The sequence below is a fragment of the Aquabacterium sp. genome, from assembly GCF_036279655.1.
In the GTDB taxonomy this organism is placed as follows: Bacteria; Pseudomonadota; Gammaproteobacteria; order Burkholderiales; family Burkholderiaceae_C; genus Aquabacterium.
The window spans coordinates 18,461-31,692 of the sequence record NZ_DASUIT010000011.1; the positions used below are offsets into that span (position 1 = coordinate 18,461).

At 64.6% G+C, this 13,232-nt stretch carries 11 protein-coding genes; 4 read left to right on the forward strand and 7 right to left on the reverse strand.

The window, feature by feature from the left end; genetic code table 11:
* From VFW84_RS01105 to VFW84_RS01125, 5 genes are all read right to left on the reverse strand, one after another.
* Window positions 1–1,578, reverse strand: a complete 1,578-nt coding sequence (locus tag VFW84_RS01105; protein ID WP_329678582.1) for a polyamine aminopropyltransferase — start codon at window positions 1,576–1,578, stop codon at window positions 1–3.
* Window positions 1,578–1,802, reverse strand: a complete 225-nt coding sequence (locus VFW84_RS01110; RefSeq protein WP_329678583.1) for a DUF350 domain-containing protein — start codon at window positions 1,800–1,802, stop codon at window positions 1,578–1,580. The genes VFW84_RS01105 and VFW84_RS01110 overlap by 1 nt, the downstream gene beginning before the upstream one ends.
* A 33-nt stretch (window positions 1,803–1,835) precedes the next feature.
* On the reverse strand, window positions 1,836–3,446 hold the full coding sequence (locus VFW84_RS01115) for a DUF4178 domain-containing protein (protein WP_329678584.1): 1,611 nt from the start codon (window positions 3,444–3,446) through the stop codon (window positions 1,836–1,838).
* 5 nt (window positions 3,447–3,451) lie between these two features.
* Complete coding sequence (locus VFW84_RS01120; protein ID WP_329678585.1) at window positions 3,452–4,489, reverse strand: SPFH domain-containing protein; 1,038 nt, start codon at window positions 4,487–4,489, stop codon at window positions 3,452–3,454.
* Between the two features lie 264 nt (window positions 4,490–4,753).
* The gene (locus VFW84_RS01125) at window positions 4,754–5,518 is read right to left on the reverse strand and encodes a hypothetical protein (RefSeq protein ID WP_329678586.1); all 765 of its coding nucleotides are present in this window, start codon (window positions 5,516–5,518) and stop codon (window positions 4,754–4,756) included.
* Between the two features lie 496 nt (window positions 5,519–6,014).
* Between VFW84_RS01125 and VFW84_RS01130 the strand changes: the two genes are divergently transcribed.
* From VFW84_RS01130 to VFW84_RS01145, 4 genes are all read left to right on the forward strand, one after another.
* Window positions 6,015–6,473, forward strand: coding sequence for a hypothetical protein (locus tag VFW84_RS01130; protein WP_329678587.1), 459 nt, complete (start codon window positions 6,015–6,017; stop codon window positions 6,471–6,473).
* Entirely contained in the window at window positions 6,470–7,819 is a 1,350-nt protein-coding gene (gene miaB / locus VFW84_RS01135; protein ID WP_329678588.1) for a tRNA (N6-isopentenyl adenosine(37)-C2)-methylthiotransferase MiaB, read from the forward strand. Before VFW84_RS01130 ends, miaB begins: the two co-directional genes overlap by 4 nt.
* Before the next feature lie 106 nt (window positions 7,820–7,925).
* Window positions 7,926–9,413, forward strand: coding sequence for a flavin monoamine oxidase family protein (locus VFW84_RS01140; protein ID WP_329678589.1), 1,488 nt, complete (start codon window positions 7,926–7,928; stop codon window positions 9,411–9,413).
* Window positions 9,414–9,467: 54 nt separating this feature from the next.
* A complete protein-coding gene (locus tag VFW84_RS01145) occupies window positions 9,468–10,853 on the forward strand; it encodes an L-serine ammonia-lyase (protein ID WP_329678590.1) in 1,386 nt (461 codons plus the stop codon).
* On the opposite strand, the gene VFW84_RS01150 is transcribed toward VFW84_RS01145, so the two are convergent.
* Both VFW84_RS01150 and VFW84_RS01155 read right to left on the reverse strand, forming a co-directional pair.
* A complete protein-coding gene (locus tag VFW84_RS01150; RefSeq protein WP_329678591.1) occupies window positions 10,854–12,026 on the reverse strand; it encodes a GGDEF domain-containing protein in 1,173 nt (390 codons plus the stop codon).
* A gap of 10 nt (window positions 12,027–12,036) precedes the next feature.
* On the reverse strand, window positions 12,037–13,212 hold the full coding sequence (locus VFW84_RS01155; RefSeq protein ID WP_329678592.1) for a GGDEF domain-containing protein: 1,176 nt from the start codon (window positions 13,210–13,212) through the stop codon (window positions 12,037–12,039).
* Window positions 13,213–13,232: the final 20 nt, after the last annotated feature.

The following is a 13,232-nucleotide window of genomic DNA, read 5'->3' on the forward strand; positions in this document are numbered from 1 at the left end:
TCACTGTTGCACCTTGCCCCATTCTTCTTCGAAGATCTGCACCAGCGACTGCTGGCTCAGGCGGTTGGCCTCGGCGGGCACCCGGTTCATGTCAGGCGGAAAGTCGAACAAGGCGGGCAGCCCTTGGGCGGTCAGGAACGTCAGGCCGGCAGGGACCGACGTCGGCATGCGCCAGGGGCGATGGTGCGCCAGCACGAAACCCCACTCGCCGAAGCTGGGCACATGGGCGTGGTAGGGCGAGGCCCGCAGGCCCACAGCCTCCAGGGTGCTCACCACCGTCCAGAAACTGCGACGCGCGATCAGGGGCGAGGTGGTCTGCACCACCGCATAACCCGAGGCCGACAGGTGCTGCTCCATCGCCGCATAGAAGGTGGTGGTGTAGAGCTTGCCCACGGCGTGGTTGGTCGGATCGGGGAAGTCCACCACGATCACGTCGAACACCTCGTCGTGCGTGTTCAGCCAGGTGAAGGCATCGGCATGAACCACCCGGACCTTGCTGGATCGCAAGGCGCCCTGGTTCAAGGCCACCAGGCGCGGATCCTGGCTGAACAGGCGCGTCATGGCCGGGTCCAGCTCCACCAGCGTGACCTGCTGCACGCTGGGGTACTTGAGGATCTCGCGCACGGCCAGACCATCGCCGCCGCCCAGCACCAGCACGCGCCGGGGGGCGCCATGCGCGCTCATGGCCGGGTGCACCAGGGCCTCGTGATAGCGGTGCTCGTCGCGCGAGGAGAACTGCAGATTGCCATTGAGGTAGAGGCGCGTCACCTCGCCGCTCTGGGTGATGACGATGCGCTGGTAGGGCGTGTCCTCACGCAGCACGACACCGCTGCCGTAGAAGCGGTCTTCGGCCCAGGTGGTCAGGGGGCGGGCGCCCACCATGGCGGCGGCCAGGATCGCCACGACCACGGCGCAGGCCAGGGCATGGCGCCACCAGCCCCGCAGCTCATGGCGAAACAGCATCAGCGCCCAGGCCGCCACCGCCGCATTGAGCAAGCCGAACAGCACCCCGGTGCGCACCACGCCCAGGTGAGGCACCAGCAGCAGAGGAAAGGCCAGCGAGACCGCCAGGGCCCCGAGGTAATCAAAGGTGAGCACCTCGGAGACCAGGTCCTTGAGCGCATAGCGATCACTGAAATGCCGCTTGAGGATGCGCATGACCAGGGGGATCTCCAGGCCCACCAGGGTGCCGATCACGAAGACCAGGCCATACAGCAGCACCCGGAAGCTGCCCTCGCCCCCCACGGGCAGGACGGCATGCGCGGCGAACAGGGCCGCCGGCATCAGCCCCCCGATCAGGCCCACCAGCAGCTCGATGCGCAGGAAGTGCGCCACCAGTTGCCGCACCAGGAAACGCGACAACCACGAACCCACCCCCATGGCAAACAGGTAGGTGCCGATCACCGTGGAGAACTGCAGGATGGAGTCACCCAGCAGGTAGCTGGCCAGGGCACCGGCCGCCAGCTCATACACCAGGCCGCAGGCCGCGACCAGGAACACCGACACCAGCAGCACCAGCTCGGCGGGCTGCAAGCGCTCCCGTCTGGTGGGGCTCAGGACCTCATCCACCGTGTTCATCAACCATGGATGGCGGCAGCCACGATCATCCCGATGGACAGGCACACCGAGGCCACGACCAGGGCCAGCGCCACATTGCGCTTTTCCACGATCTCGGCCCACAGGTCATGCGGCGTGAGCTTGTCGACCACGATGAAGCACAGAAAGAACAGGGCCACCCCCATCAGCGCAAAGGCCATGGAGCCCACGAACACATCCAACTTGAACCATTCCAGAGCGATCATCTGCTTCTCCTGCGGGCACCGAGGGTGCCCTGATCATTTGTGAAAGCCGCCACTGCTGTAGCCACCATACGAGCCCCCATAGCTGCCATGCGATCCGCTGCCCGAGCTGCCCCGGCACTGCTGGTATTCGACGCTGCTGCTGCCATAACGATCGCGGACCTCGTCGCAATCGTCCGAACACTGCGTCACCAGCAGGAAGATGAGGATGATGACGCCCCAGATCACCGCTTGCGAGACCCAACCCGGCAGCTCGGTCGACGCGCTCAGGGGGCTGACATCGCGCTCGAAACGGGCCTTGGGCTGCGCTGCCAGGCCAAAGGAGCCCATCACGGCCGTGGCCTCCAGCACCTGCCCGACGGACCAGGTGATCTCGCCGTCGGCCTCTTCGCGGCTGAGGCGCCAGCTGCGGTCCGGGCCGGTGCCGACATAGTCGGCATTGAGGCTGCGCTGGCCGCGCCGCACCACCCAGTAGAACTCGCCCAGGGCATAGGTGGTCATGGCCTGGTAGCTGTACTGCTTGCGGAAGGTCTTGCCGCGCAGCAGCGCCTTGTCCAGCGATGGGGTCGAGGGCACACCGGTGGTGGGCTTGACCACGCTCCAGCCATCTTCGGCATCCACCAGAAAGGCGAAACCGCGCTGGCGGTTGTAGAGCAGGTACTCGCGCCAGAAGGTGCTCTCGTCGCCGCTGGCCGGCGTAGGCACATCGCAGCGCTCCTGATAGCCCACGACCTGCCAGTCATCGCGCCGCCCATCGACCAGCAGCTTGCCGGTGGTGCCCAGGGGGATCAGGGGTTCATCGCCGTTGTCCTGCTGGTAGTGGGCCAGCGCGCCGCCCAGGCCCTGGCTGATGTCGACCACGCTGTGGCAGGCCCCGCAGACGATGGACTGGCTGTCGCTCAGGCGCGGGCTCAGGGCGGCACCGCACTGCGGGCAACTGATGCCCTGGCCATCGAGCTGCGCCTCGGCGGGCTGCTTCAGATCGTTCAAGCCACTGAGCTGCAGTGCCGACAACTCGACCGGGTGCCCGACATAACGCCGGGGCGGCTGCTCGCCCGTGTCGATGCTCAGGACCTGGTCCTGCGTGTTGCGCAGCTCGAAGAGGCGGCTGCTGTTCTTGAAGTCGGGCACGAAGGCCAACTCGCCCTGCGCGCCGATCACCCGTGCCAGCACCACCGAGCCCAGCACCCAGGGCTGCTGCTCGATGAAGAGCGTCTCGCCCGGGCGGGCCTGCAGCAGATCGGGCAAGGCCTGGCGCGCGGGCTGCTCCAGACTCATCACGTAGGCGCCGTTGTCCTCGCTCAACCAGGCCGAGCGGCCGTTGTCGAACAGGGCATGCCATTCGCTCCAGCGGCCCGCATCGGCCGCTGCGTTGTCCGTGATCGGACGGTAGGCCATCTGGATGCGGCCCACCAGTGTGAAGGGCTCCCCCTGCCAGCGCCCGCGTGCGCCCAGGGCCAGCGGACTGTGGTCGTCGAACAGCGCCCCGCTCTCGCCGATGCGGCGCAGGGTGTCGCCCTGGCGCACCAGCGTGCTCTTGCAGTAAGAGCACACCGCCATGGGCGAGGCCGCCGATCGGAACTCGACCGGCGCACCACAGAAGGAGCAGGATGCCCGCCAGACGCGCTGAGGCGTCGACTCCGCCATGAGACTCAGACCAGTTTCTTGAGCAATTCGGCCTTCTTGGCTGAGAACTCCTCATCCGTCAGGATGCCCCGGGCCTTGAGATCGGCCAGCTTCTCGATCGTGTTCATGATCTCGTCGGGTTGCAGGCCGGTGACGGGTGCTGCAGCCCCCGTCGGCGCCAGGCCGCCTTGCAGCCCTTGCTGCAGGGTCTGGGCCATCACCTGGCCCATGGCCAGGCCCGCGCCCAGCGCCGCCGCATCGCCGGCCACACCGCCCTCGCCGCCGCCCTGCGCGGCAATGGTGGGCAGGGCCTGGGCCGTCTGGTACTGCACGAACTTGCCCATGTCATTGCCGACCATGCCCATGCCGATCTTCTGATCGAGCACTTTCTGCAGGTCCTCGGGCAAGGACACGTTCTGCACCGTCAGGCCCTCCAGACTCAGGCCCAGCGCCTCGAAGGCCGGGGCCGTGGCGGTCTGCAGGGCCTTGGCGAACTCGACCTGATTGGCCGCCAGATCCAGGAAGGGGATGCCGCTTTGCGCCACCGCATCGCTGAGGTGCTGCAGCAGCACGCCACGCAACTGGCCGTCCAGGTCCACCACGCTGTAGGTCTCGCGCGTGCCCGACACCTCGGTGTGGAAGCGGCGCGGATCTTTCAGGCGCACGCCATAGTTGCCGAAGGCGCGCAGACGAACGGCGCCAAAATCCTTGTCACGCAGGGTGATGGGCTGGCTGGTGCCCCAGCGCAGATCGAGTTGCTGGCGGGTGCTGAAGAAGTAGACATCGCTCTTGAAGGGCGAATCAAAGAGCTTGTCCCAGTTCTTCAGGTTGGTCAGCACCGGCAGGGTTTGCGTCGTCAGGGTGTGGGTGCCGGGGCCGAACAGGTCAGCCACCTTGCCTTCGTTGACGAACAGGGCCACCTGGGATTCACGCACCACCAGTTGGGCACCGTTCTGGATTTCACGATCCTGAAAGGGGTAGCGCCAAGCCAGCACCCCGTCGGTGGACTCCGTCCACTCGATGACGTCAACGAACTGTTTCTTGATGAAATCCATCAAAGCCATGGTGGGCCCTCCCGTGCTCCCTGGTGAAGAGACAGCATCTTAGGGCACGGGAGGAGCTGCTCGCGCCAAATGTTCGAACGCAAAGAGGCATCAGCTCACCGCCAGCCCCGAGATCACGGACTCAGGCAGCAGCCCCAGAACGCGGTCAACACGGGATGCAGGGCAGTTTGGTAATCGTTGGGCAACACAGTTTGACCTGTGCTGGGAGCAACAAATCCCGCCATAGCATTGACCAGTTGATCGACCTTATCAGCCATCATCGCTTTATAAATTAGGCCGAGTTAGTTTTACATCACTATATACCAACGGATGCTTTTTCAGCCAACTTCTCTTATCCTCCAGAGAAATCACTCCGCCATCAAAACCCAAGAGCTCCTCAACCTCACCATAAGTCAGCAACATATTTGGCTCTTGAAATACGCTAGGAAGACGAGTCATAGATATGGGGCGCCATCGGCCGCCTTCAAACATTACTGCCCATTGACCATAAGGCCCCTCAAGCTCACCCCAATCTTGACCAGGCAAGTTACGGGAGCCAGAATAGTAACCCCCATAGAGAACCATATACCAGACATTATCATAACACCCCAAAAACATTGGACTAAATCCACGAAACAATTGAACGTTGTAGTTTTTGTTATCCGGATTGAATCCAAATTCAGTATCCCTACGAACAACAGAAGAATATGGAAGAAATTGTTTACCCAACCTTTCATATCGACGCTTCAAATGCACCACAATTAAACGCCCATCATGAAGCCGAACCTCCTCATCCCACTCTAAATAAAAATATCGCGGATACAAACCCACCGTCTTCGCAAACACCATTAATGCGACGACTGACATAAGAAGAAGAGGTAAAAATTTTCCGACTGACACCCTCACGACATCACCCTCTTTCAGAAATAGGCAGTTTTTCGTGCTGGGAACGATATTCCGAGCAAGGCAAGTATGGCCGTCCCATCCTATGCCAAGCGTCGCAGCGGGGAAAAGTGGCAGCCAACAGCCATTCGTCGGAATCGGAATCACGGTCCAGCATCCTGGGAACGTCGACATCGCTCCAACGACGTGGTGCGCCAACTTGACTGCCAATGAAAAGGATCGTCATGCCTTTGTTGAATGAGCCCCCTCCGGCGATGCTGTTGGAAGACAACCGCGCCGTTCGCACCATGACCATTTGGTTGCTGTCGCGCAGTTGCACACCTTCGTTCCATTCAAGTCGGGTGTCCGTGGCCGCATCCAGCCAGAGAACAGGTGAAGCACACGGCAGCCACCAAAGCCCATGGAATACGATTGAACATGCAGTTGTGTCCTTGCAATCGATGAGTTGGCTGAGACCGATACAGTATTGGCGATCAGCCCACTGTTTCCGATGAATTCAGTCCCCTCTCATGGGGGAAAGCCACTTTTTAGCCCTTGGTCTTGCGCTGGCGCATGCCGAAGTCGCCCACGCAGCAGAGGGACCACCGCCCAGACCGGCACAGGCTAGAATCCCCCCTCCATCCACAGCCTCTGGATCTACACCATGACCCGCTGTCACAGCACAGCCGCCCCCAGGGCGGTCTGGCTCGGCACTTGCCTGAGCCTGGTCTGCCTGCTTTCTGCCCTGCCCGCGCAGGCCCAGTCCGGCAGCACCGCCACCACCGCCACCACCATCGTGCCCATGGCCATCCAGCGGCAGTTGCCCGTGGGGTCGCTGCGTGGCGAGCTCACGCTCACCAACCCGCCCGAGGTGGTGCTCAATGGCCAGCCCGACCGTCTGGCGCCGGGCGCCCGCATCCGGGGGCAGAACAACATGCTGGTCTTTCCCGGTGCGGCCATTGGCCAGAAGCTGGTCGTCAACTACACCCGTGAGAGCTATGGCCTGATCCTGGATGTGTGGGTGCTCCGCCCGGACGAGATCGCCCAGACGTGGCCCAAGACCGCCGAAGAAGCCGCCAAGTGGCGCTTCGATCCCCTGACACAGACCTGGACGAAACCATGAGCAGTACCGAGACCGGCAAGAAGGTCTACATCAAGACCTATGGCTGTCAGATGAATGAATACGACTCGGACAAGATGTCCGATGTCATGAATGCCGCCAAAGGCTACACGCCCACCAACGATCCCGAAGAGGCCGATCTGATCCTCTTCAACACCTGCTCGATCCGCGAGAAGGCCCAGGAAAAGGTCTTCTCCGATCTGGGCCGCGTCAAGCATCTGAAAGCAAAGGGTGTGATGATTGGTGTCGGCGGTTGCGTGGCCAGCCAGGAGGGCGCAGCCATCATCGAGCGCGCGCCGTATGTGGACGTGGTCTTCGGTCCGCAAACCCTGCACCGCCTGCCCGCCATGCTGGAAAAGCGCCAGCAACTCAAGCGCCCGCAGGTGGACATCAGCTTCCCCGAGATCGAGAAGTTCGACCACCTGCCCCCGCCGCGCAAGGAGGGGGCCTCGGCCTTCGTGTCCATCATGGAGGGCTGCTCCAAGTACTGCAGCTATTGCGTGGTGCCCTACACCCGGGGTGAAGAGGTCTCGCGCCCCTTTGACGATGTGCTGACCGAGGTGGCCGATCTGGCCGACCAGGGCGTGAAAGAAGTGACCCTGCTGGGCCAGAACGTCAATGGCTACCGAGGCAAGATGGGCGACACGACCGAGATCGCCGATTTCGCCATGCTGCTGGAGTACGTGGCCGAGATGCCTGGCATCGAGCGCATCCGCTACACCACCAGCCACCCCAACGAGTTCAGCCAGCGCCTGATCGATGTCTATGGCAAGACCGACAAGCTGGTGAACCATGTGCACCTGCCCGTGCAGCATGGCTCGGACCGCATCCTCATGGCCATGAAGCGCGGCTACACGGCCCTGGAGTTCAAGAGCACCATCCGCAAGCTGCGCGCGGTGCGGCCCACCATCAGCCTGTCGTCGGATTTCATCGTGGGCTTCCCCGGTGAGACCGATGAGGACTTCGACAAGATGATGAAGCTGGTGCACGAGCTGGAGTTCGATGCCTCGTTCAGCTTCATCTTCAGCGCGCGCCCGGGCACCCCGGCCGCCGCCCTGGAAGACAGCACACCGCACGAGGTGAAACTGCAGCGTCTGCAGACCTTGCAGGCCGTGCTGGAGGCCAATGTGACCCGCTACAGCGAGGCCCTGGTGGGGCGCCGCCAGCGCATTCTGGTCGAAGGCCCGAGCCGCAAGGACCCCAGTGAATTGATGGGCCGCACGGAGTGCAATCGCATCGTCAATTTCCCGGGCGGGCCGAACGCGGTGCGTTTGATGGGTCAACTCATTGACGTGAACATTACAAAGGCTTACCCGCACTCGTTGCGCGCAGAGATCATCACCACCTGATCGAGGGGGGCTGCGCCCCCCTGTTTGCTGGCTATCCCCCAAGGGGCCGGGTGTGAATTCCGTTACGCTTTGATGCGTTATTTCGTGATTCGCCGGGAGCCCCTTCATGTCTGATCGTCAACTGTCACGCCGCCGCTGGTTGAGTGGTGTGACTGCGTCCGCCGCCGCCGCCACGGTGCTCGGCCCCACCTCACAGCAGGCACAAGCCGCCACAACGGTCTCCGGCAGCTACGACACGGATGTGGTCGTGGTCGGCGCGGGCTACTCCGGCCTGGCCTGTGCGCGTGCCCTGGTGGCCGCCGGCAAGCGGGTGATGGTGCTCGAAGCGCGTGGTCGCGTGGGGGGCCGTTGCGTCAACAGCAAGCTGCCCGCGCCCTACAACGCCTTCGCGGTCGAAGCGGGGGCCGAGTTCCTGGGCCCCACCCAGACGCGCATGTACGAGCTGTGCAGCGAGTTCGGCATCCAGACCTACCGCACCTACAACACCGGCAAGACGGTGAACTACACGGGCGGCATGCGCTCGACGTATTCGGGCCTGATCCCCCTGGCCAATCTGGTCGCGGCCAGCGAAGGCGCCATCGCCATCCTGCGCCTGGACGCCATGGCCAAGACCCTGCCCATCGATGCCCCCTGGCAGGCCAGCAAGGCCATCGAGTGGGACAACCAGACCTTCCAGACCTGGATCGATCGCAACATCCTGGCCCCCAACACCAAGGACCTGCTGCGCCTGGCCATCCTGAGCCTGATCTCGTGCGAGCCGCGTGAGGTCTCCCTGCTCTTCGTGCTGAACTACATCCGCGCCAGCGGCAGCCTGCAGACCTTGCTGGGCACCGAGGGGGGCGGCCAGCAGGACCGCGTGGTGGGCGGCTCGCAGCTCATCGCCCTGGCCATGGCCCAGACCCTGGGCGATCGCATCTACTTCAATGCCCCCGTGCAGAACATCGAGCAGGACGCCGACGGCATCCTGGTCTCGGGGGCCGACTTCTCCGTGCGCGCCAAGCAGTGCGTGGTGGCCACCTCGCCCTGGATCGCCGGTCGCATCGCCTATGACGGCGAGTTGAGCGGCGCCATGCAGCAGCGCATGCAGCTGATGCAGCGCATGCCCATGGGCACGATCTGGAAGGTGCACTGTGTCTACGACCGCCCCTTCTGGCGTGACGACGGCCTCAATGGTCAGGTCACCAGCGACAAGTTCATCACCAAGGTCACCTTTGACAACACGCCCTCGGGCGCAGGCGCGCCGGGCGTGATGATGGGCTTCATCGATGGCATCGACGCCGTCCAGGCCCTGACCATGACCCAGGCCGAACGCCGTGCCAAGGTGCTCGAAGCCTTCACCACCTACTTCGGTGCCAAGGCGGCCAACCCGCTGAGTTATCTGGAGCACAACTGGCAGATGTCCAACTACAGCGGCGGCGGCCCCACCGGCATCGCCACCCCGGGCACGCTGACCGCGTTTGGCCCCTGCCTGCGCCGCCCCGTGGGCCGACTGCACTGGGCGGGCACCGAAACGTCCACCGTCTGGCTGGGCTATATGGAAGGCGCCGTGCGCGCCGGTGAGCGCGCCGCCCGCGACATCATCGCCCTGGGTTGAACCCTCGTGGACAAGGTCGGCCCGGCGGGCCGACAATGACAGCCAGAGGTACGCATGGCTGTCTCCGTCTTCGATCTCTTCAAGGTGGGCATCGGCCCATCGAGCTCCCACACCGTGGGCCCCATGCGGGCCGCCCGGCTGTTCGCGCTGAGGCTGTCATCACAAGGGCTGCTGGCCCGCACCGAGCGGCTGCAGGCCGAGCTCTATGGCTCGCTGGGGGCCACCGGGCGCGGCCACGGCAGCGACAAGGCGGTCATGCTGGGCCTGTGCGGACACGAGCCGGAATCGGTGCCCGTCGATGCCATCGAAGGCTGGCTGCAGGACATCCGTGAGCACCACACCCTGCGGGTGCTGGATCAACGGGTGCTGGCGTTTGAGCCCGAACGCGACCTGCTCTTCCTCAAACGCCAGAGCCTGCCCTTTCATCCCAATGGCCTGCGCCTGAGTGCCTTCGATGCGCAAGGCGAGGTGCTGGAGCAGCGCTGCTACTACTCGGTGGGGGGCGGCTTCGTCGTCAGCGAGGCGCTGGCCAGCGATGGCGCCCGGCACCCGCAGATCGCCCCCGACCCCAGCGTGCTGCCCCTGCCCTTTCACAGTGGTGCCGACCTGCTGGCGCTGTGCGCCCGCGAGGGCCTGAGCATCGCGGGGGTGATGCGTCGCAATGAAGGCCACTGGCGTGCTGACGACGAGATCGACCGTGGCCTGCTGCAACTGTGGTCGGTGATGCAGGCCTGCGTCGCCCGTGGCTGCGAGCGCGAAGGCCTCTTGCCTGGGGGCCTGAAGCTGGCGCGGCGGGCCCCGGCCCTGCACCGCCAGTTGAGCTCAGGCACGGGGCTGGGCGATCCCCTGCAGGTGATGGACTGGGTGAACCTGTTCGCCCTGGCGGTCAACGAAGAGAATGCCGCCGGTGGCCGGGTGGTGACCGCCCCCACCAATGGCGCCGCCGGCATCGTGCCGGCCGTGCTGCATTACTACCGGCGTTTCGTGCCGGGCTGCAGCGATCAGGGCGTGATCGACTTCCTGCTCACTGCGGGGGCCATCGGCCTGCTCTACAAGGAGAACGCCTCGATCTCGGGGGCTGAAGTGGGCTGCCAGGGCGAGGTGGGCGTGGCCTGCTCGATGGCCGCAGCCGGACTGTGCGCGGTGATGGGCGGCTCACCCGCCCAGGTCGAGAATGCCGCTGAGATCGGCATGGAGCACCATTTGGGCCTGACCTGCGACCCGGTAGGCGGCCTGGTGCAGATCCCCTGCATCGAGCGCAATGCCGTGGCCTCGGTCACGGCCATCAATGCCGCGCGGCTGGCCCTGCGCGGCGATGGGCAGCACCGTGTCAGCCTGGACCGGGTCATCAAGACCATGCGCGAAACGGGCGCCGACATGAAGAGCAAATACAAGGAGACCGCCCGCGGCGGTCTGGCTGTCAACATCGTGGAGTGCTGATCAGTACGGCGGCTCTTCGTCGTCGTCGATCATCACGGGCGGCCGGGGCGCCAGCACCACGCGGTTGCGCCCCTGGTCCTTGGCCGCATACAGGGCGGCATCGGCGCGCTCCAGGGTGTGGTCCAGTGTCGCACTGGCAATGTGCAGCGACAGGCCCGCCGAGAAGGTCACACGCAAGGCGGGCTCTCTTGCCGACATCACGCGATGGACCAGTTGCGCCTGCAGACGCTGCAAGGGCGGGCGCGCCTGTTCGGGCTCGGTGTCCGGGAAGAGAATCAGGAATTCCTCGCCGCCCCAGCGTGCCAGCACATCCGAGTCGCGCAGCACCGACGATGCCGCCTGTGCAAAGCCCAGCAACACTTCGTCACCCACGCGGTGGCCATACTGGTCATTGATGCGCTTGAAGTGGTCCAGATCGATCAGGGCCACGGAGAAGTGTTCGCCATAGCGCTCCTGGCGGTAGACACAGGCCTCCAGCTTCTCCTGCATGTGCCGGCGATTGACCAGGCCCGTCAGGGTGTCCCGGGTCACGAGCTGCTGCACGGTGGCCAGGGCCTGGGTCAGCTCGGCGCGCTGCTGGCGCAGGCGGTTGCGCCACTGCACCAACTGGTGCGCGGTGTAGATCAGGACCGGCACGCAACCGGCCAGCAACTCGAAGCGGATCAGCTCTTCGGTAGGTGGATAGTAGGTCGGGTTAACGCGAGACAGGACGGCCATGATCCCGCCCAGCAGCAACATGGCCGCGCCACCGAACATCATGGTCTGCTGAGGCGTGTGCGTGTACATGCCGAAGACGATGACCAGGGTCAGCAGCACGAACACCAGCCCGCGATCCTCGGGCCCCAGTGCCACATAGGACAGGGTGATGGACGCCAGCGCCAAGATGTTCTGCGGCATCATCAAGGCCGGATCCTTGCTCTGGCGCGTCTTGCCCATGCGCACCAGCACCAGCACTAGCACGTTGATGGGGATGGTCACGCTCAGCAGCACCGGGATGGCCCAACTGGCCATGATGCCCACCTTGGCCGCCTCGCTGGCGGCCAGGCAGCACAAGAGGTAAACCATCAGGCACAGCGCCACGCCTATGACCCGTGAGCGGGTGGCACGGTCGGGGCCCAGCACCCAGTGCATCAGGGGCGTGATGGCCTGCTGAAAAGTCAGTGGCTGCGACATGGTGTCCACCTCATGGCGATCCCGCCTCGGCCAGGGACGGCGTCGGGGGCGGAACGGGTGTAGGGACATCCACGCTGCCGGCCATCAGGCAGCGGTTGCGTCCATCCTGCTTGGCCGCGTACATGGCCTTGTCGGCCCGCTCCAGCCAGTTCTCCATCGACTCACCTCGCTGCCACTGCGCCACGCCCGCAGACAAGGTGACGTTCAGGGCCCCGCTCTCGCCCATGGGGTGGGCGGCCACGCGCTGGCGCAGACGATCCACCGCCGTCCAGGCCTGAGCCTCGTCCACGGCGGGCATGAGCAGGAGGAACTCTTCACCGCCCCAGCGGGCCAAGTGATCGACCTGCCGCAGTTCGGCCTGTGCGCGTGCGGCAAATTCACGCAAGACCTCGTCACCCGAGCGGTGACCGTACACATCGTTGAGGCGCTTGAAGTGATCGATGTCGATCAGGGCCACGCTCAGGGGCCGCCCGGCGCGGCGGTTATGGGTCAGCTCGTCCTCCAGACGCTCGATCATGCAGCGGCGATTGAGCAGGCCGGTGAGCACATCGATGGTGGCCAGCGACTGGGCCTGCGTCAAGGTGGCCCGCAGTTCCTCGGCCTGGCTGGAGATGCGCACACGGATGGCGCTGATCCACATGGCCACCAGCGCCAGGGCCATCAGGCCGGAGGAGCTGACCAGGAAATGCCCCAGTGCACGGGCCCCGGAGAAACCAGGCGCCCCCGACAGCACCAGCCAGAGCTGGGCCAGGCTGAGCCAGCCCACGGACCACAAGCCCAGCATCAGGGTCTGACGGGGCTTGAGCCGGAACATGGACACGGCGATGCCCTGTCCCATCAGCACCACGATGTTGGACCGCGTGGGGCCGATGAGCACATACGCCGCCACCACGATCAACTGGGACAGCAGGACGTGCTGCATCGTCAGCACCGGGTCGCTGCAGCGCAGGGACCAGCCGCTGCGCACCAGGGCGTAGAACAGGGAAAAGACCAGCACCATGGTGGCAGCCAGACCATGCGCCACCGGCCAGGGCACCAGCCCAGCCGATGCAGCGTGGTAGGTCACCCCAATGCTGATCACATAGAACTGCGCGGTGGCCAGGGTCAAGCCGCTGTACCGCCGCACCAGCGTGTGGTGCCCGATCAGCAGATCAAGGAGAGAGGTGAAAAAGGAGGGTGACGTCATGGACTGCACTTGTCACCCTC

Bases quoted from the DNA above. Each gene is read 5' to 3' on its own strand.
- VFW84_RS01130 (WP_329678587.1), top strand. From the start codon at position 6,015: ATGACCCGCTGTCACAGCACAGCCGCCCCCAGGGCGGTCTGGCTCGGC.
- VFW84_RS01140 (WP_329678589.1), top strand. From the start codon at position 7,926: ATGTCTGATCGTCAACTGTCACGCCGCCGCTGGTTGAGTGGTGTGACT.
- VFW84_RS01155 (WP_329678592.1), bottom strand. From the start codon at position 13,212: ATGACGTCACCCTCCTTTTTCACCTCTCTCCTTGATCTGCTGATCGGG.
- VFW84_RS01145 (WP_329678590.1), top strand. From the start codon at position 9,468: ATGGCTGTCTCCGTCTTCGATCTCTTCAAGGTGGGCATCGGCCCATCG.
- miaB (WP_329678588.1), top strand. From the start codon at position 6,470: ATGAGCAGTACCGAGACCGGCAAGAAGGTCTACATCAAGACCTATGGC.
- VFW84_RS01110 (WP_329678583.1), bottom strand. From the start codon at position 1,802: ATGATCGCTCTGGAATGGTTCAAGTTGGATGTGTTCGTGGGCTCCATG.
- VFW84_RS01105 (WP_329678582.1), bottom strand. From the start codon at position 1,578: ATGAACACGGTGGATGAGGTCCTGAGCCCCACCAGACGGGAGCGCTTG.
- VFW84_RS01120 (WP_329678585.1), bottom strand. From the start codon at position 4,489: ATGGCTTTGATGGATTTCATCAAGAAACAGTTCGTTGACGTCATCGAG.
- VFW84_RS01150 (WP_329678591.1), bottom strand. From the start codon at position 12,026: ATGTCGCAGCCACTGACTTTTCAGCAGGCCATCACGCCCCTGATGCAC.
- VFW84_RS01115 (WP_329678584.1), bottom strand. From the start codon at position 3,446: ATGGCGGAGTCGACGCCTCAGCGCGTCTGGCGGGCATCCTGCTCCTTC.